The 17280-nt window shown below is 64.1% G+C and carries 19 protein-coding genes; 11 read left to right on the top strand and 8 right to left on the bottom strand.

The features are described 5' to 3' along the window. Together ACFE72_RS22920 and ACFE72_RS22915 are read left to right on the top strand one after the other, a co-directional pair. On the top strand, window positions 1–309 hold a 309-nt coding region (locus ACFE72_RS22920; RefSeq protein WP_375415416.1), incomplete at its 5' end, for a hypothetical protein. A gap of 390 nt (window positions 310–699) precedes the next feature. Further along, on the top strand, window positions 700–2145 hold the full coding sequence (locus tag ACFE72_RS22915; RefSeq protein WP_375415417.1) for a DHA2 family efflux MFS transporter permease subunit: 1446 nt from the start codon (window positions 700–702) through the stop codon (window positions 2143–2145). A 53-nt stretch (window positions 2146–2198) separates the two neighbouring features. Here the strand turns inward: ACFE72_RS22915 and ACFE72_RS22910 are convergent, their stop codons facing one another. Continuing rightward, the gene (locus tag ACFE72_RS22910; RefSeq protein WP_375415415.1) at window positions 2199–3170 is read right to left on the bottom strand and encodes an ATP-binding protein; all 972 of its coding nucleotides are present in this window, start codon (window positions 3168–3170) and stop codon (window positions 2199–2201) included. A 190-nt stretch (window positions 3171–3360) separates the two neighbouring features. Here ACFE72_RS22910 and yajC point away from each other — a divergent pair, with 190 nt between their 5' ends. Genes yajC through ACFE72_RS22885 form a run of 5 tightly spaced genes read left to right on the top strand, consistent with a single transcriptional unit; the run spans window position 3361 to window position 7646 of the window. Beyond that, complete coding sequence (gene yajC, locus ACFE72_RS22905) at window positions 3361–3726, top strand: preprotein translocase subunit YajC (protein WP_375415414.1); 366 nt, start codon at window positions 3361–3363, stop codon at window positions 3724–3726. Between the two features lie 45 nt (window positions 3727–3771). Beyond that, window positions 3772–5370: a protein translocase subunit SecD gene (secD, locus tag ACFE72_RS22900; RefSeq protein WP_375415413.1), complete on the top strand. Its 1599-nt coding sequence runs from the start codon at window positions 3772–3774 to the stop codon at window positions 5368–5370. A 16-nt stretch (window positions 5371–5386) separates the two neighbouring features. Further along, window positions 5387–6400 carry a protein translocase subunit SecF gene (gene secF / locus ACFE72_RS22895; RefSeq protein ID WP_375415412.1) on the top strand — a complete coding sequence of 338 codons (1014 nt, stop codon included), beginning with the start codon at window positions 5387–5389 and terminating at the stop codon, window positions 6398–6400. A 2-nt stretch (window positions 6401–6402) separates the two neighbouring features. Continuing rightward, window positions 6403–6786, top strand: coding sequence for an Mth938-like domain-containing protein (locus tag ACFE72_RS22890; RefSeq protein ID WP_375415411.1), 384 nt, complete (start codon window positions 6403–6405; stop codon window positions 6784–6786). Next, window positions 6783–7646 (top strand): phytoene/squalene synthase family protein, encoded by an 864-nt coding sequence (locus tag ACFE72_RS22885; RefSeq protein WP_375415410.1) that lies wholly within the window; start codon window positions 6783–6785, stop codon window positions 7644–7646. The genes ACFE72_RS22890 and ACFE72_RS22885 overlap by 4 nt, the downstream gene beginning before the upstream one ends. Before the next feature lie 198 nt (window positions 7647–7844). Here the strand turns inward: ACFE72_RS22885 and trmFO are convergent, their stop codons facing one another. Together trmFO and ACFE72_RS22875 are read right to left on the bottom strand one after the other, a co-directional pair. Continuing rightward, window positions 7845–9260: a methylenetetrahydrofolate--tRNA-(uracil(54)-C(5))-methyltransferase (FADH(2)-oxidizing) TrmFO gene (trmFO, locus tag ACFE72_RS22880; protein ID WP_375415409.1), complete on the bottom strand. Its 1416-nt coding sequence runs from the start codon at window positions 9258–9260 to the stop codon at window positions 7845–7847. A gap of 120 nt (window positions 9261–9380) precedes the next feature. After that, window positions 9381–9533 (bottom strand): DUF1127 domain-containing protein, encoded by a 153-nt coding sequence (locus ACFE72_RS22875; protein ID WP_327567810.1) that lies wholly within the window; start codon window positions 9531–9533, stop codon window positions 9381–9383. 528 nt (window positions 9534–10061) lie between these two features. On the opposite strand from ACFE72_RS22875, the gene ACFE72_RS22870 reads away from it, so the two are divergent. Next, on the top strand, window positions 10062–10628 hold the full coding sequence (locus ACFE72_RS22870; protein WP_375415408.1) for a copper chaperone PCu(A)C: 567 nt from the start codon (window positions 10062–10064) through the stop codon (window positions 10626–10628). A 157-nt stretch (window positions 10629–10785) separates the two neighbouring features. Here ACFE72_RS22870 and ACFE72_RS22865 read toward each other — a convergent pair whose 3' ends face one another. The 3 genes from ACFE72_RS22865 to ACFE72_RS22855 form a co-directional block, all read right to left on the bottom strand. Then, a complete protein-coding gene (locus ACFE72_RS22865) occupies window positions 10786–11598 on the bottom strand; it encodes a lytic transglycosylase domain-containing protein (RefSeq protein ID WP_375415407.1) in 813 nt (270 codons plus the stop codon). A gap of 112 nt (window positions 11599–11710) precedes the next feature. Next, entirely contained in the window at window positions 11711–12547 is an 837-nt protein-coding gene (locus tag ACFE72_RS22860) for a patatin-like phospholipase family protein (RefSeq protein WP_375415406.1), read from the bottom strand. A gap of 496 nt (window positions 12548–13043) precedes the next feature. Beyond that, window positions 13044–13937: a DUF2189 domain-containing protein gene (locus tag ACFE72_RS22855; protein ID WP_375415405.1), complete on the bottom strand. Its 894-nt coding sequence runs from the start codon at window positions 13935–13937 to the stop codon at window positions 13044–13046. On the opposite strand from ACFE72_RS22855, the gene ACFE72_RS22850 reads away from it, so the two are divergent. From ACFE72_RS22850 to ACFE72_RS22840, 3 genes are all read left to right on the top strand, one after another. Further along, window positions 13870–14118 carry a hypothetical protein gene (locus ACFE72_RS22850; protein ID WP_375415418.1) on the top strand — a complete coding sequence of 83 codons (249 nt, stop codon included), beginning with the start codon at window positions 13870–13872 and terminating at the stop codon, window positions 14116–14118. The genes ACFE72_RS22855 and ACFE72_RS22850 overlap by 68 nt on opposite strands. A 185-nt stretch (window positions 14119–14303) precedes the next feature. After that, window positions 14304–14741: a DUF3597 domain-containing protein gene (locus ACFE72_RS22845; RefSeq protein ID WP_375415404.1), complete on the top strand. Its 438-nt coding sequence runs from the start codon at window positions 14304–14306 to the stop codon at window positions 14739–14741. Between the two features lie 140 nt (window positions 14742–14881). Next, window positions 14882–15670: a fumarylacetoacetate hydrolase family protein gene (locus ACFE72_RS22840; RefSeq protein WP_375415403.1), complete on the top strand. Its 789-nt coding sequence runs from the start codon at window positions 14882–14884 to the stop codon at window positions 15668–15670. Window positions 15671–15955: 285 nt separating this feature from the next. On the opposite strand, the gene ACFE72_RS22835 is transcribed toward ACFE72_RS22840, so the two are convergent. Beyond that, window positions 15956–16225: a GNAT family N-acetyltransferase gene (locus ACFE72_RS22835; RefSeq protein ID WP_375415402.1), complete on the bottom strand. Its 270-nt coding sequence runs from the start codon at window positions 16223–16225 to the stop codon at window positions 15956–15958. Between the two features lie 233 nt (window positions 16226–16458). Then, on the bottom strand, window positions 16459–17280 hold an 822-nt coding region (locus ACFE72_RS22830; RefSeq protein WP_375415401.1), incomplete at its 5' end, for an ATP-binding cassette domain-containing protein.

Below are 17280 nucleotides of genomic sequence, written 5' to 3'. Positions count from 1 at the left end.
GCTGCGCGCTGCGCTGCGTCCGGGGAACGCGCCCCGTGGAGCGCGATATTGCAAGACGCCGCAACACACGCCGCGTCAACCGCGGGCTTGACCCGCGTATCCATCGCTCTTGGCAAAAGGCTTTTGCGAAGCAGGATGGATTGCCGGGTCAAGCCCGGCAATGACGACCTCTCGTGTCCCGGCGCGACGCGGCGCTACGCAGCGCTGCGACACCACCGCGCCGTCATGCCCAGCCTTGTGCCGGGCATCTACGTCTTTCTTTCTGATATGGAGCAAAAACGTGGATTGCCGGGTCGAGCCCGGCAATGACGATAAGATGTGTGCATCCAGTAGGGCTCGACCCGGCAATCCATCGCTTCGAAACGACTCTTGCGAAGACGGATGGATACGTGAGGTCGAGCCCGTGTATGACGAGATGTGTGAATCTCGCAAGGACAAGCCGGCCATGACGCGCCAGGTCGTGAAGCGCCAAGTCGTGGCGCGCCCGGTCCTGGCAGTGTACATCTGCACGCCGGTCGGCTATTTCGTGCTGCCATGCGTTGATCGATTGTCTCACAGCCTCATCGCTGGTTATCGCTTCATCATTCCCATTGCACGGTCCCTGCGATCCCAGACATGCCGAAATCCGTGCCTAGCAGCGCGATGCCGATCTGGCGGACCACGCAGGCAAGAATAGCCACCTGGTTCGGCTTCGTCCTGATGTGCCTCGGCATGTTCATGGCGATTCTGGACATCCAGGTGGTTGCAACTTCGCTGCCGACGATCCAGCACGCGTTGAATATATCGCCGGACGCGATGAGCTGGATTCAGACGGCTTATCTGATCGCGGAGGTGATCGCCATTCCGTTGACGGGATGGCTCACGCGCGCGCTGACGCTGCGGTGGCTATTCGTGATTGCCATCTTCGTCTTCACGCTGACGTCGGTCGGCTGCGCCTTCAGCGGCAATTTCGTCTCGCTCATCACCTTCCGCATTTTTCAGGGTTTTGCGGGAGGAACGCTGATCCCCGCGGTGTTCACCGGCATCTTCCTGTTATTTCCGGCGCGCCAGCATCCGGTCGCCGGCACCATGGCCGGCATTGTCGCGGTGCTGGCGCCGACGGTCGGACCGGTGGTCGGCGGCTGGATCACGCATTACTATTCCTGGCCGTGGCTGTTTCTGGTCAACGTCATCCCCGGCGTCATTGCGGCCCTCGCAACGCCGTTCCTGCTGCCGCGCGGCAGGTCGCGTCTGAACCAGTTGAGGAATCTGGATGCGGTTTCTCTGGCGCTGATGGCGGGATCATTGGCAAGCCTGGAGATCGGCCTGAAGCAGGCCCCGCATTACGGCTGGTTCTCCGTCCAGTGCTTCGGCCTGTTTGCGCTCTGTATTGGCTCGGCCGTCCTCTTTGCCATCCGGACCCGCAAGGCGGTGCAGCGGGTGGTCGAGATCGCGCTGTTCAAGGTGCGCTTGTTTTCGGTCGGTTGCGCGCTCAGCTTCTGCCTCGGCGTCGGATTGTTCGGCGCGGTGTATTTGATACCGGTATTCCTCGCTTACGTCCGGCAGCATGACGCGCTCCAGATCGGCTCGATCATGCTGGTCACCGGCGCGGCGCAACTGATCGCCGCGCCGATCGCCGGCGCGCTGGAAAGCAGGCTGGATCCGCGTTTGCTGTCGGCGTTCGGCTTTGCCCTGTTCGCGCTCGGATCGGGCTGGAGCGCGTTCGAAAGCCGCACCGCCGATTTCGACGAGATGTTCTGGCCCCAGGTTCTGCGCGGTTTCGCCGCGATGTTCTGCCTGCTGCCGCCGACCAGGCTCGCGCTGGAAACGCTGCCGCACAAGCAGGTGCCGGACGCCAGCGGCCTGTTCAACATGATGCGAAACCTCGGCGGCGCGGTCGGCATCGCGCTGATCGATACCGTGCTCTACGGCCGCACCGGCGGGCATGCCGAAGCCATCCGCCAGCGCCTGATCGCCGGCGACCTCGCCGCCGCGCAAGGAATCGGGCTCGACCGGCTTCCGGCCGATCTATCCTCCGCCGGTCCACTGATCGAGCAGGCTGCGCTTGCAGCGAGCGTCAATGAAGCGTGGGCGCTGCTGGCGGGCGTGGCGGTGCTGGGGCTGGTGCTGATCCCGTTCGCCAACGGCAATGCTGAAGCAACATGAGAGTTCGCGGCCGGGTCCGCGCCTCCGCGGGGACGATGCGGAGAGATTGCCGCTTACATGCCCCTGAGCCTTACCCCCAGTCGTCCCGCCAGTTCCTGCGTGAACTGCCAGGCGACGCGCCCCGAACGCGAGCCGCGGGTGGTCGACCATTCCAGCGCTTCGCGCTCAAGCTCTGCTTCCTCGAGCTTGATTGCGAAATGGGCGCAATAGCCCTTCACCATTGCGAGGTATTCGTCCTGGCTGCAGCGGTGGAAGCCGAGCCATAACCCGAAGCGGTCGGACAGCGACACCTTTTCCTCGACCGCTTCGCCGGGATTGATGGCGGTGGAGCGTTCGTTCTCCATCATGTCGCGCGGAAGCAGATGCCGGCGGTTCGACGTCGCGTACAGGATCACGTTGTCCGGCCGGCCCTCGATGCCGCCTTCCAGCACCGCCTTCAGCGATTTGTAGGATGCGTCGTTGCCGTCGAACGACAGATCGTCGCAGAACACGACGAAGTGGAACGGCGCGGCGCGCAGCAGCGTCATCAGCGCCGGCAGCGTCTCGATATCCTCGCGGTGAATCTCGATCAGCTTCAGCCGGTCGGCCGGCTTGCGTTCGACATTGACGCTGGCGTGCGCGGCCTTGACCAGCGACGATTTGCCCATGCCGCGCGCGCCCCACAGCAGCGCATTATTGGCCGGCAATCCATTGGCGAAGCGTTCGGTGTTCTCGATCAGGATGCCGCGCATGCGGTCGATGCCCTTGAGCAGGCCGAGATCGACGCGATTGACGCGAGCGACGGGCGCGAGCCGCCCATCGGGGTGCCAGATGAAGGCATCGGCGCTCGCCAGCACATCGGCATTCGAGGCCTCTGGCGATGCGGCCGAAAGCCCCGCCGCGATCGCTTCCAGCGCGCGCGCGATTCTGTCCTGCGTGTCATGTTCGGACGGCGGCCGCGGGCGTTTTGTCGCGGCGTTCGCCGGTTTCGGCAACGCGGCCTTCGAGGCCGCGCGGATGCCGGTTTTGCTGGGCTTTTTTGACATGCTCTGAGTTCCTGACCATGCACCCATATCGGCCCTTGAAGGAGGCCGCAAGCCGCGCAATTCAAGTGCAAATCGCGGGAATGGCGGCGTTGCAATTGGGACCGCGGCCGCTATAGTCCGCGCGAATTTGCCCGGACCGGCCAGATGCCGTGCGCCGCCGGTTCATTCCTGTTTCACGAGGATCGTCCGAATGCTGATTACCCCTGCGTATGCCCAGGCTGCGGCCGCCGGCGACACCAACTCCATGTTGATGTCGCTGCTGCCCTTCGCGCTGATCTTTGTCATCATGTATTTCCTGATTCTGCGTCCGCAGCAGAAAAAGGTGAAGGACCACGCCGACCTGGTGAAGAACATCCGCCGCGGCGACACGGTCGTGACGTCAGGCGGCCTCGTCGGCAAGGTGACGAAAGTGGTGGACGACGACCAGATCGAATTCGAGATCTCGGACGGGGTCAGGGTGCGGCAGATGCGGCAGATGATTTCGGGCGTGCGCGCCAAGGGCGAGCCGGCGAAGGAAAAGGCTGAAACAGCCAGGGACGAAACGTCCGCAAGCTAGCGCTTCAACGCGCCGCAATCTCATTCGATCTGACGGGTCAACTCGATGTTGTATTTCACGCGGTGGAAGGCGCTGGCGATTATCCTGACGGCGCTGGTGGTGTGCCTGTGCGCCGTTCCGAATTTCTTTTCCGAAGCCAAAGTGAAGACCTGGCCGAAATGGGCGCAGCGACATCTGGTGCTCGGACTCGACCTGCAGGGCGGTTCGCACATCCTGCTCGAGGTCGATTCCAGCTCGGTCAAGAAAGACAAGCTCGACCAGGTACGCGACGACGTCCGCCGCACGCTGCGCGACGCCAAGATCGGCTATACCGGCCTCACGGCAAAGCCCGATAACGTCGAGGTGCGCGTCAAGGATACCGACCTGCAGAACGCGCTCGGCAAGCTGCGCGAGCTGTCGCAGCCGCTCGGCGGCTTGCTCGGCTCCAGCGGCCAGCGCAGCCTTGAAGTCGGCGACGCCGGCGGCGGACTGATCCGGCTGACCGTGCCGCAAGCGGCGATCACCGACCGCGTCAGGCAGTCGGTCGAGCAATCGATCCAGATCGTCGAGCGCCGCGTCAACGAACTCGGCACCGTCGAACCGCTGATCCAGCGCCAGGGCACCGACCGGATTCTGGTGCAGGTGCCGGGCTTGCAGGACCCGACCCGGCTGAAGGAGTTGCTCGGCAAGACCGCCAAGCTTGACTTCCGCATGGTCGACCAAACCGTGCCGCCGGATCAGGCTGTTGCGGGCAGGGTGCCGCCGGATTCCGAAATACTGATGAGCGCGCAGGCCCCGAAAACGCCCTATGTCATCAAGAAGCAGGTGCTGGTATCGGGCGGCGATCTCACCGATGCGCAGCCGGGGTTCGATCAACGCTCGAACGAGCCGATCGTCAGCTTTCGCTTCAACACCTCGGGCTCGCGCAAGTTCGCGCAGGCGACTTCCGAGAACGTCGGCCAGCCGTTTGCGATCGTGCTCGACAACGAGGTGATTTCCGCGCCGGTGATTCGCGAACCCATCACCGGCGGCTCCGGCCAGATTTCCGGCAGCTTTACGGTGCAGGCGGCCAACGATCTCGCGATCCTGCTGCGCGCCGGCGCGCTGCCGGCACCGCTGACCATCATCGAGGAGCGCACCGTCGGCCCCGGCCTGGGTCAGGACTCGATCGAGAAGGGCGAACTGGCCGCTTACGTCGGTTCGATCATGGTCATCGTGTTCATGCTGCTGACCTACCGGCTGTTCGGGGTGTTCGCCAACATCGCGGTCGCCATCAACGTCGCCATGATCTTCGGCGTGCTGTCGCTGCTGAATGCGACGCTGACGCTGCCCGGCATCGCCGGCATCGTGCTGACGGTCGGCATCGCGGTGGATTCCAACGTGCTGATCTACGAGCGTATCCGCGAGGAACTGCGCGGCGGCCGCACCGCGATTTCCGCGATCGACGCCGGCTTCAAGCGCGCATTGTCGACGATTCTCGATTCCAACATCACCACCTTCATCGCCGCCGCGGTGCTGTTCTATATCGGCACCGGCCCGGTGCGCGGTTTCGCCGTGACGCTCGGCATCGGCATCATCACCACGGTTTTCACCGCGTTCACGCTGACCCGGCTGATTGTCGCGGGCTGGGTAAGGTGGAAGCGGCCGCAACGCGTGCCGATTTGAGAAGGCGGACCCGGCTTTGACCCATTTCGTTCTCATCGGCCTCGGCATCCTCATTGTCGTCCTGACCGTCGTCGAGGTGCTCGGCCTGCTGCCGTCGCTGCGCATCGTGCCGGACGACACGCATTTCGATTTTACGCGCTTCCGGCGCATCAGCTTTCCGATTTCGGCTTTGCTCTCGATCGTCGCCATCACGCTGTTCTTCACCCACGGACTGAATTTCGGCATCGATTTCAAGGGCGGCACGCTGCTCGAAGTGCAGGCCAAATCCGGCACCGCCGACATCCCGTCGATGCGCACGACGCTCGGCGGATTGGGACTTGGCGACGTGCAGCTACAGCAATTCGGCGGACCCGCCGACGTGCTGATCCGGGTTGCCGAACAACCCGGCGGCGACGCCGCGCAGCAGGCTGCGGTGCAGAAGGTGCGCGGCGCGCTCGGCGACAGCGTCGACTACCGTCGCGTCGAGGTGGTCGGCCCGCGCGTGTCGAGCGAACTGCTGGCCTACGGCATGCTCGGCCTGATGCTGGCGATCTTCGCGATCCTGATCTATCTCTGGTTCCGGTTCGAATGGCAGTTCGCGCTGGGCGCCATGATCGCCAACGTGCACGATATCGTGCTGACCATCGGCTTCATGTCGATCAGCCAGGTCGATTTCGATCTCACCAGCATCGCCGCGTTGCTGACCATCTTGGGTTATTCGCTCAACGATACCGTCGTGATCTACGACCGTATCCGGGAAATGCTGCGGCGGTACAAGAAAATGCCGATGCCCGAATTGCTCAACGAATCCATCAATTCGACGCTGTCGCGCTCGATCATCACCCACGTCACCGTAACGCTGGCGCTGCTGGCGCTGCTGTTGTTCGGCGGCCACGCCATCCACAGTTTCACTGCGGTGATGATGTTCGGCGTGGTGCTGGTCGGCACCTACACCTCGATTTTCATCGCAGCGCCGATCCTGATCTATCTTGGCGTCGGCGATCATCGCGCCGACGCTCCGGAGCGACCTCTAAAGCCGTCGAAGCCCTGACCATGCCGGCTTCCTCGGACGCTCCGCATCTTCCGAGGTCGGCGCCGATCGAGGCCTACGGCAACGGCGGATTTGCCTTCGCCGACATGTCGCATCGCGGTTCGCTGCTGTGCCTGCCGGATGCGATCTGGGCCTGGCCGGTCGCCAGGCCCGACGATATCGACGAGGGTTCGCTGCAGCGCGTGATCGCGAATGCGGCCGTCATCGACACGTTGATCGTCGGAACCGGCACCGATGTCTGGCGGCCGCCGTCGCCGCTGCGCGACAGGCTGCGCAAGGCGGGCGTGGTGATCGATGCGATGCAGACCGGACCGGCAATCCGCACCTACAACATCATGATCGGCGAGCGCCGGCGCGTCGCCGCGGCGCTGATCGCGGTGCCATGAGTGCCGAGCTTGCGGATTCGGCGGCGTTCTGCGCCGAGCAGGTGCGGGCGCATGATTTCGAACGTTATGCCTCGACGCTGTTCATCGACGCCGGCAGGCGCCGCGCCCTGCTGGCGCTCTACGCCTTCCACGTCGAGATATCGCGGGTGCGCGAGCAGGTCAGCCAGCCGCTGCCGGGAGAAATCCGGCTGCAGTGGTGGAGCGACATGCTCGCGGGGTCGGGACATGGCGGGATCGAAGGCAACCCGGTCGCCGCCGAACTGCTGCTGGCGATCCGAACATACGGCCTGCCGGTCGAGCCGCTGTCGCGGCTGATCGATGCGCATCAGTTCGATCTCTACAACGACCCGATGCCGAGCATGGCCGCGCTGGAGGACTATCTCGACGCCACGTCGTGCACTTTGTACGCGCTCGGCGCACGCATCATGGGATCCGGGGCAGGCGATCATCTCGCGCGCCACGCGGGCCTTGCACAGGGAATGGTGCATGTGATTACGGCGCTGCCGCTCGATGCGGCGCGGCGGCAGCTTTTCGTGCCGGTGCATTTGCTGGAGAGCCACGGCGGTGGCATGGAGGAGATATTCGCCGGAAAGGAGACGCCGCGGTCGCGCGCGGCGCTGGACCAACTCATCGGCGAAGCCGGGGGACACCTGGAAAGCGCGTTAGCGTTGCTGGCGGGCGTGCCGCCAGAGGTTCGCCCGCTGTTCCTGCCGCTTGCGCTGGTGCGCCACGACTTGAAGCGGATGTCGCGCGCGGACAATAACTTGTTTGCGCCTCAGGCGCGCTCGCGATTGCAGACGTTATGGATCGTATGGCGCGCCTCGCGAACTCCAGTGCCGCAAACGCAACGCAGCGCCTAGCTCCTCATGGCGCGGTGCGCCGGGGTCCCACCCTCGGCGTCATTGCCGGGCTTGATCCGGCAATCCATCCTCCAAAAGAGTCTTCCGAAGAGTGATGGATGCGCGGGTCAAGCCCCGCGCATGAAAGTGTGCTAGTATAGGTCCCGGTTCTGCGAAGCAGCGCTGAAGAAGCGCTGCATTGTGCCGGGGCCGGGGTGATTATGCCGCCGCCGGCACGCGCACGTTTTCGGCGATCCAGCGATCGAGGTCAGCCAGCGCTCTCGCGCTCAGCGCCTGCTTCTTTGCAACGGTCTTTTCGTTGCCGCGCAGCCGCGTGCCATCGGGCTTCCGGGCCGGAGCACTGGTCAGGGGTGGAAACAGTCCGAAATTGACGTTCATCGGCTGGAATGAACGGGGGCCGGCATCGATGGTTTCGATATGGCCGCCGGTGATGTGGCCGAGCAGCGCGCCCAGCGCGGTCGTCGGGGGCGGGGAGCGAAGCGATTGCGAGCGGCAATCGGCGGCGGCATAGAGGCCGGCGATCAGGCCGATGCCGGCGGATTCGACATAGCCCTCGCAGCCGGTCATCTGCCCGGCGAAACGCAGCCGCGGCTGCGCGCGCAAGCGCAATTGCCTGTCGAGCAGCTTCGGCGAATTCAGAAAGGTGTTGCGATGCAGCCCGCCGAGCCGCGCGAATTCCGCGTTCTCCAGTCCAGGAATGGTGCGGAAAATCTGTTGCTGCGGCCCGTACTTCAGTTTGGTCTGGAAGCCGACCATGTTGTAGAGCGTGCCGAGCTTGTTGTCCTGGCGCAGTTGTACGATGGCATAGGGCTTCACCGCCGGATCGCGAGGATTGGTGAGCCCCACCGGTTTCATCGGGCCGTGACGCAGCGTCTCACGGCCGCGCTCGGCCATCACCTCGATCGGCAGGCAGCCGTCGAAATAGGGCGTGCCGGTCTCCCAGTCCTTGAAGTCGGTCTTCTCGCCGGCAACCAGCGCATCGACAAAGCCGTCATACTGCTGCCTGGTCATCGGGCAATTGATGTAGTCGGCGCCGGTGCCGCCGGGGCCGATCTTATCGTAGCGTGATTGAAACCACGCCACCGACATGTCGATGGAATCCTTATGCACGATCGGCGCGATGGCATCGAAAAACGCCAGCGCATTCTCGCCGGAGAGGTCGCGGATCGCATCGGCGAGCGGCGCCGAGGTGAGGGGGCCGGTTGCAATGATGACGTTGCCCCAGTCCGCGGGCGGCAGGCCGTCGATTTCAGCGCGGCGGATTTCTATTCCGGGATGATCGTGCAGCGCCGTGGTGACGGCGGCTGAAAAGCCGTCGCGGTCCACCGCCAGCGCGCCTCCGGCCGGCACCTGATTGCAATCGGCGGCGCGCATGATCAGCGAGCCCAGCCGGCGCATTTCGGCGTGCAGCAGCCCAACGGCATTATTGGCGGCGTCGTCGGACCGGAAGGAATTGGAGCACACCAGTTCGGCCAGGCCGTCGGTGCGATGCGCCTCGGTCATCCGATGGGGGCGCATCTCGTGCAGCACGACCGGGAGCCCGGCATTGGCTGCCTGCCACGCGGCTTCGGAGCCGGCGAGCCCGGCGCCGATAACATGAATGGGTTCTGTCATGGCGCAGAGGTAGCGCGTTTCCGGACGGAGGGGAATCGCGTTTACCGGCCCGCCCTAAAGCCGGAATCGGCAACGCCCGCAACGAGGCGGGCGTTATCCGAATCGTCTCAGGTGCAGGTGTCAGCCTTTGTAGGAACCGGCTGCAACGCGCGGAATGTCCGACCGATCAAGGCCGATATCGGCCAGTTCGCGATCGCTGAGCTGGGACAGTTCGCTGACATTGCGCTGATAGTCCCGAAACGCCTGGATCATGCGGATGAGCGAGAGCAACATGGCTAGTCTCCTTGTATTCGCGATTCAGCTCTTGGAAGAGCTTCTTCGTTCCAATGAATATAGGATATCATCTCGCAGTGCAGCAGTTCCTGTGTTGCGATGCAGCTAAGCTCGATATGCATGGCTTTGGTAAGGAACGATTAACCTTTCGCCTTGACTGCGCATTGGGGCGGCTCTGGTTCCACCCGGGCTAAATCGGGCTGGAATTTACCGATTCGGTACAGTAAAGCCTGGGCGGGGCTAATGCCGCAGCGTCGTTGTAATATTTGGAGCGTCAGAGAGTTCCAGCCGAGGAGGCCAGCCAACGGCGCCCGCTTTTATGCGCAATTTGCATGGGTGATAGTGATGAACACCTGTTCTTTTGTTGATCAAATGAAGGCCGCAGAATTGCGATTGTTTCTACGGCGCTGGCCGCACTGGCGAATGTAGGTGCACTGTACAGTAAATGGACTCGTTGCGGATCATATGCCAAAGCGGCCCTCCGCATCGCAGGGGCCGTGTGCAACGCTCTCTCCATCTGGAGGATTCATGACCCGATTTTTTGGTTGTAAACGACGGCTACTGACTGCGGCTGTGACCATGGTCGGTTTCACCGTGATCCATTTCGATGCGCGCGCCGCGGAAACGATGACTACCGCCCAGATGCAGATGGATCACACCGGGCAGGCGGCCATGGCGGGCGGCCAGACGTTCAGGCTCGGCAATCTCACCGTGACCTCCCCCTGGACCCGGGCGACGCCCGGCGGCGCGAAAATCGCGGGCGGATATCTCAAGGTCACCAACAATGGTGCTGCGGCCGACCGTTTCGTCAAGGCCACGTCCGACGCGGCCGATCATGTCGAGATTCACGAGATGTCGATGAGCGGCGGCGTGATGAGGATGCGGCCGGTGCCGGAGGGACTGGAGATCAAGCCGGGCGAGACGGTGGAATTGAAATCCGGCGGCTATCACCTGATGTTCATGGACCTCAAACAAGCGCTCAAGCAGGGCGGCATGCTGAAGGCGACGCTGCAGTTCGAAAAGGCTGGGCCGCTCGATGTCAACTTCACTGTCAACGCCGTGGGTTCGACCAGCGCAACGGCTCCGCAGCACTAGCTCCTTTACGAGCCTGCAATCAAAATCGATCCGCACGCATGAGGACATTGCGCCGCGCGTCGATCACATTTTTCCCGCGCGAATTCATCCGCGATTCAGCGCGGGCTGCAGGCTGGATTGCTTCGTCGCAAGTGCTCCTCGCAAGGACGCCTTTCGATCACGGCGCCCGGGCCAACTGGCTTGCGAAAGCGGCGATGGTCCTGGCGTAGACGTCGCTCTTGTTCCACTGCTGCAGCACGGCGAAATTGGCGCTGCCGGGCTCGAAATCCTTGCCGCGCTGCCAGCCGTAGCTGGAAAGATAATTCGCCGTGGAGGCCAGCACGTCCGGCACGCTGCGCAACAGGTCGCGGCGGCCGTTGCCGTCGAAATCCACGGCGAACTTGATATAGGACGACGGCATGAACTGGGTCTGGCCGATTTCTCCGGCCCAGGCGCCGCGCATCTCGGCGGGCGTGAGATCGCCGCGCTCGACGATGCGCAGCGCGTCCAGCAATTCGGCGCGGAACAGCTCGCCGCGTCGGCAATCGTATGCCAGCGTCGCCAGCGCGCGCAGGGTCGGGAATTTTCCGATATTGACGCCGTAGTCGGTTTCCAGCCCCCAGATCGCCACCAGCACTTCACCAGGCACGCCGTAGCTCTGCTCGATGCGCCCGAGCACCGAGCCGAATTGCTTGAGCATGTTGGCGCCGCGCGACAGCCGCGGCGGGATCATGCGGCCGGAAAATTCCTCAAAGCTCTGCTGGAAAACCTTTTGTCCGCGATCCCTGGACAGCACGCCTGGATCGGGCGCCACGCCGCTCAGTCCGGTTGCGATCGCGCTCTGCGCAATGCCCTTGGCCGCGGCTTCGGTTTTGAAATCGGCAAGCCAGGCCTCGAAGCTGCCGCCACAGGGTGCTGCATGAGCAGAAACCGCCGCCAATGAAACCGTGCCTGCCAGCAGCGCGCGAAAGAAAAGAGCGAGGAACTTCATGACCTTCGATGTTCGTCGCAGACCGCGGCCAAAACAAGGCTTCGCTGCCACGCATTGCCGCCATCCCCGCACGGCGGAGCCGTTGCGAAAGGATGCGGCGGGCGGAAAGACACTAATGCCCCAGCGACGCGGCGAACGCGCTGCCGTCCTTGACGCCCAGTTCATAGGCGGCGCGGATGCCGCGCGGATTGGTGATGTCGAACTGCGACAGGTCGATCTTGCGCGACGGCTGCACATAGCTGCGGCCGGCGATCCCGGGCATGTTCCGGTATAGCCGCGTCAACAATACCAGCGTGCGGCCGCCCGCCGCCTCGATCGATGCCACCGGCTCGACCGGCACATTGTCGACCAGTCCGCCGTCGAACGCCGGCGCCCCGTTCACCGACGTCACCGGCATGAAAGGCGGCACGCCGCTGCTCGCCATCAGCACCTCGTGCATGGCGCGCGCATTGCCGAGCGTTCGCACCGGCACGAATTCCGCAACGAAGCCAAGGGCGCGGCCGAAGCGCGGATGCACGGGATGGAAAAAACGTTTTTCGAGCTGATAAGCGCCGATGCCCAGCATGGCGCCGGCGAGTGGCGGCACGCCGCGCGGCATCCGCGTCACTGCGATGCGCAGGTCGGTGATGGCGTTGAGCCGTGCCAGCGCGGTGTCGTCGATGGTTTGGGCCAGCAGTTCGTTGTACAGCGGCCCGACCGGGCAGAGCGGCTCGCCGCGGCGCCACGCCGCGACATCGAAATTCTTCAGGTGCGGGCCGCAGCCGTCGTACACGCTTTGGCGGACTTGCGCGCCGATGCCGAGCAGCGAATAGGCGGCGGCAAAGGCGCCTGCGCTTGCCGCTACCACCAGCTTGGGGGTGAGGCCCAGTCGCGGCGCCGCGGCCTCGTAGAAACCGCCCTGCCAATAACAGCGGTTACCGCCGCCCGCGAATACGACTGCATCGAACATCGAGCCCTGAATGCCAAACCGCGGCGCAACAAGCAAGCCGTCGTCCCCGAACGCGTCAGGGGGCGCGGCCTACCTCATGTGGGGCGCAACGGCCGGGCAGCGCGTTCTGCGTCATGGCCGGAGCAAGGGCCGGGCAGCGCCTTCAACGTCATGGCCGGGCTTGTTCCCTATTGGATTCACACGTCCCGTCATACGCGGGCTTGACCCGCCTATCCATCCATCTTCGGAAAAGTTATTTCGAAGGGGATGGATTGCCGGGTCAAGCCCGGCAATGACGGCGAGATGTGTGCGTATGGTAGGTCAAGCCCGGCAATGACGATGAGATGTGTGCATCCAGTAGGACTTTTCCCGGCCATCCACGTCTTTGCTCCACATCGGAAAGAAAGACGTGGATGCCCGGCACAAGGCCGGGCATGACGGCGCGGCCTGCCTTATGCGCGGCACAAGGCCGGGCAGCGCGTTCTGGGCTCGTGCCGGCCATCCAAGTGCGAAGGGATCAGCTATCCTTGCGGCGCCACTGAAACAGCGAGACCGGAAAGTCCGCGGCGTAGCGCGGCACTTTTGCCAGCGGCGGCGGCGCGTGCGAGACCGTAATCGGCTCGATCACCTTGCGGTAAAGGTGCCAGGTGGCGTGGCCCAGCAGCGGGATCACAATCGCAAGGCCGAGAAAGAACGGCAGGGAGCCGATCACCAGCAGCCCGGCCACGATCAGTCCCCAGGCCGCCATCGGCACCGGGTTGGCTGCTACGGCCTGCAGCGATGTCACCATGGCGCCGGCGGCGCCGGCGTGGCGATCCAGCATCAAGGGAAACGAAACCACGCTGATGCACAGCGCCACCAATGCGAACAGAAAGCCGACGCCGCAGCCGACCACGATCAGCCACCACCCCTGCGGCGTGCTCAGCACGCGCCTGGCGAAATCCGGAATTCCGGCGGCGGCTTCATAACCGAACGCCGCGACGTAGATCGCCTGCGCGGTGGCGACCCAGATCACGAACAGCGCCAGCAGCAGCGTGCCGAGCCCGAGCATGGCGCCGAACGAGGGCGAACGCAGCACCTCGGTCGCATGCCACGCCGACGCCTCTTCGCCGCGTTCGCGCCGGTAGCTCAATTCGTAAAGGCCAAGGGCTGCGAACGGGCCGAGCAGGGCAAAACCGGCCGCCAGCGGAAACAGCAACGGCAGCACCGCATAGCCCAGCACCGTTCGCGCCAGCACCAGGCCCAACACGGGATAGATCAAGCAGAGGATGATGGCGTGGCTCGGCACCGCCTTGAAATCCTCCCAGCCGAGCCGCAACGCCTCGCCGAGGTCGGACAGCTCGATGGTTCGGATCACCGGTGCGGCCGTGGGCGCCGGCGGGGTGGCATTGACGGGATATGGAGCGGCCATTGTCACGGTCTCCTTGATCGTTGCGGCAATTGATCGCGCCGATGGAAGGCGCGTGTTTGCCTTGATTAAACGGACCGCGATCCAAGCCAGACGCGAAGACAAGGAAACCATACAGGCCATGCCGCGAACTGAACCGCAATGCTACGCCAATCCCTTGAAATCGTTGCTCACGGTTGGGTGATGCGCCGGGTCCTGCGGCCGTCATTTGCCGCCCGAGAAAGGCGAACCGGGCGGGGAGCTGCGGGCTACATAGGCCAGGCTTGCACCCGGGCTAAGGTCGACGGCGATCCGATGGGGGGTTGTCGGAATTGAACGAAGTCCCACGCGGGACGTTCAACTGCCGTCAAGTTCACAAGGAGCGATACGATGAGCATTTTCGGAAAAATCATGGGCGCGATCTTCGGCAGCAAGGCCGATGCCGCCTCACCAGGCGCTACGGCCGCGCCTGCCACAGGCGGCTCCGGCGGATCGTCCGCCGCATCCTCCTCCGGAGGCGGCACGGCGGCCGGCGGCGGATCGCCGGCTGCGTCGAACGCACCGGCGCATAGCGTCGACGTTGCGCCGATCCTGGACAAGGCGGTGGCCGCCAAGGGGGAAAAACTGGAATGGCGCACCTCGATCGTCGATCTGATGAAGGCGCTCGACATCGACTCCAGTTTCACCGCGCGCAAGGAACTGGCCAAGGAGCTCGGCTACACCGGCGACAGCAACGACTCGGCGAGCATGAACATCTGGCTGCACAAGCAGGTGATGACAAAACTTGCGGCCAATGGCGGCAAGCTGCCGCCGGAGATCAAGCATTGATCTGAGGCCGTCATTCGATCCGAAGGCCCGCATTCGTGCGGGCCTTTTGCTCTGCGGCGGTTAAGTCCAAGGCCGGATTGCCGGGCGCGGCCGGCCGGTCTAGATACGCTCCAACAACAACCGCTCCAAGGAGAACGCCCATGAACACCATCGACCGCAGGACCATTCTCGGCACCGGCGCGCTGGCGCTCGCCGGTGCCGCGCAGAGCCGGCCCGCCGCGGCACAAGCGGGACCGAAGCCGATGTTTCCGGTGGCCGCGATCACCATTCCCATCGTCGGCGAAACCGACGTGTTCCAGGTCCGCCGCATCTACTGCATCGGGCGCAACTATGCGGCGCATTCCCGCGAGATGGGCTCGGATCCGACCCGGGAGCCGCCGTTCTTTTTCCAGAAGCCGACCGACGCGATTCAGAACGTCGCCATCGGCACGGTGGCCGATCATCCTTATCCGTCGCTGACCAGGAATTATCATTACGAAGTCGAACTGGTGGCGGCGCTGAAATCCGGCGGCACCAATATTCCGGTCGAGCAGGCGCTCGATCACGTCTATGGCTACGCGGTGGGTCTCGACATGACCCGGCGCGACTTGCAGCGCGCGATGGGCGACGAGAAGAAGCCCTGGGAAATCGGCAAGAGTTTCGATCATGCCGCGGTGCTTGGCCCGATTCACCCGGCCGCAAAAACCGGGCACTTCAGCAAGGGCGCGATTTCGCTCGCGGTAAACGGCGCGGTGAAGCAGAGTTCGAACCTGCTCAACATGAGCTGGAACGTCGCCGAGCAGGTTGCCAAACTGTCCGAAGCGTTCGAGCTCAAGGCCGGCGACATCATCTATTCCGGCACCCCGGAGAATGTCGGCCCGGTCGTGAAGGGCGACGTGCTGCTCTGCAAGATCGAGGGCCTGCCGGACATGTCGATCAAGATCGTGTGAGGGCTTCCACGTCATTGCGAGCGCAGCGAAGCAATCCAGCGCCACGTTCGCAGCGACGATGCGGTGCGCTACGCGCCATGGCAGGGCTGCCTGCCAATCGATGCATCCAACAACCGTCATTCCGGGATGCGCCCTCTTGGGCGCAGGCCCGGAATCGATGGACTCCGTGGTTATGGATTCCGGGCTCGCGCTAAAGAGCGCGCCCCGGAATGACCGTTGTTGGATGCGGGTCAAGCCCGCGCAAGACAGCGCGAGGTTGATGGTGCATATCGCCTCAGACGCCGGCTACCGCGCAAGGTCCGAAAACTCCGGATGCTGGCGCAGATAATCCACCACAAAGCCGCAGCCGGCGACAACCTTGTTGCCGTCGGCGCGGATCAAATGCAGCGCGCCCTGCACCAGCTCCGACGCGATGCCGCGCCCGCGCAACGCCCGCGGCGTCTCGGTGTGGGTGATGATGACCGTGCCCGGCGCGCGGCGGTAATTCGCAAACGCGATGCCGCCCTCGACGTCGAGCTCGAAGCGGGAAAGGGCAGGGTTGTCGCGGACGGTCACTGTTCGCCTCCGGCGCACGTGAATGTTGATATCGAGATCAACGTTCGTCACGCAGGTTTGTTCGGACCTGTGCGACTGGCCCTCGTACCATGGCCCGGCACGGCTGCGGCATTGCCAGGGCGAAGGCACTTCCATGGTTCAGTCCGTTATACCGGAGTCAAAGGTGCTGAATGTCAGACCTGTTGACAAGGATCGCGATCGGTCCGGCCCTTGCCGCGCGTCAGGGATAAGTATTACTCCGCCGCCTCGCTCGCCCCGCTCTTTCTCCGCTTCCCGCCCGCCGCCTTCGCCAGCACCGGCCCCAGAAACTTCCCCGTGTAGCTCCGCGGCGCCTTGACGATGTCCTCCGGGGGGCCCCAGGCGACGATTTCGCCGCCGCCGTCGCCGCCTTCGGGGCCGAGGTCGATGACCCAGTCGGCGGTCTTGATGACTTCGAGATTGTGCTCGATCACCACCACGGTGTTGCCCTGGGCGACCAGCTCGTGCAGCACCTCGAGCAGTTTCTTGACGTCGTGGAAGTGCAGGCCGGTGGTCGGTTCGTCCAAAATGTACAACGTGCGGCCGGTGGCGCGCTTGCTCAGTTCCTTGGCCAGTTTGACGCGCTGCGCCTCACCGCCGGACAGCGTGGTGGCCTGCTGGCCGACATGGATGTAGTCCAGCCCGACGCGGTGCAGCGTCTTGAAGGTTTCGCGCACGCGCGGCACCGCCTTGAAGAACTCGGCGGCTTCTTCCACGGTCATGTCGAGCACGTCGGCGATCGACTTGCCCTTGAACAGCACCTCCAGCGTCTCGCGGTTGTAGCGCTTGCCCTTGCAGGCGTTGCAGGTGACGTAGACGTCGGGGAGGAAGTGCATCTCGATCTTGATGACGCCGTCGCCCTGGCAGGCTTCGCAACGGCCGCCCTTGACGTTGAACGAGAACCGGCCGGGCTCATAGCCGCGCGCTTTCGCCTCGGGGAGGCCGGCGAACCATTCGCGGATCGGGGTGAAGGCGCCGGTGTAGGTCGCAGGGTTCGATCGCGGGGTGCGGCCGATCGGCGACTGGTCGATGTCGAT

It is taken from the genome of uncultured Bradyrhizobium sp., from assembly GCF_964252615.1.
In the GTDB taxonomy this organism is placed as follows: Bacteria; Pseudomonadota; Alphaproteobacteria; order Rhizobiales; family Xanthobacteraceae; genus Bradyrhizobium.
This window is presented reverse-complemented; position numbering and strand designations above follow the sequence as displayed.

Coding starts and splice junctions, on each gene's coding strand:
- ACFE72_RS22885 (WP_375415410.1), top strand. CDS start 6,783: ATGAGTGCCGAGCTTGCGGATTCGGCGGCGTTCTGCGCCGAGCAGGTG.
- ACFE72_RS22845 (WP_375415404.1), top strand. CDS start 14,304: ATGAGCATTTTCGGAAAAATCATGGGCGCGATCTTCGGCAGCAAGGCC.
- secD (WP_375415413.1), top strand. CDS start 3,772: ATGTTGTATTTCACGCGGTGGAAGGCGCTGGCGATTATCCTGACGGCG.
- ACFE72_RS22860 (WP_375415406.1), bottom strand. CDS start 12,547: ATGTTCGATGCAGTCGTATTCGCGGGCGGCGGTAACCGCTGTTATTGG.
- ACFE72_RS22865 (WP_375415407.1), bottom strand. CDS start 11,598: ATGAAGTTCCTCGCTCTTTTCTTTCGCGCGCTGCTGGCAGGCACGGTT.
- ACFE72_RS22910 (WP_375415415.1), bottom strand. CDS start 3,170: ATGTCAAAAAAGCCCAGCAAAACCGGCATCCGCGCGGCCTCGAAGGCC.
- ACFE72_RS22840 (WP_375415403.1), top strand. CDS start 14,882: ATGAACACCATCGACCGCAGGACCATTCTCGGCACCGGCGCGCTGGCG.
- trmFO (WP_375415409.1), bottom strand. CDS start 9,260: ATGACAGAACCCATTCATGTTATCGGCGCCGGGCTCGCCGGCTCCGAA.
- ACFE72_RS22915 (WP_375415417.1), top strand. CDS start 700: ATGTGCCTCGGCATGTTCATGGCGATTCTGGACATCCAGGTGGTTGCA.
- yajC (WP_375415414.1), top strand. CDS start 3,361: ATGCTGATTACCCCTGCGTATGCCCAGGCTGCGGCCGCCGGCGACACC.
- ACFE72_RS22890 (WP_375415411.1), top strand. CDS start 6,403: ATGCCGGCTTCCTCGGACGCTCCGCATCTTCCGAGGTCGGCGCCGATC.
- ACFE72_RS22875 (WP_327567810.1), bottom strand. CDS start 9,533: ATGTTGCTCTCGCTCATCCGCATGATCCAGGCGTTTCGGGACTATCAG.
- ACFE72_RS22855 (WP_375415405.1), bottom strand. CDS start 13,937: ATGGCCGCTCCATATCCCGTCAATGCCACCCCGCCGGCGCCCACGGCC.
- ACFE72_RS22850 (WP_375415418.1), top strand. CDS start 13,870: ATGGTTCGGATCACCGGTGCGGCCGTGGGCGCCGGCGGGGTGGCATTG.
- ACFE72_RS22870 (WP_375415408.1), top strand. CDS start 10,062: ATGACCCGATTTTTTGGTTGTAAACGACGGCTACTGACTGCGGCTGTG.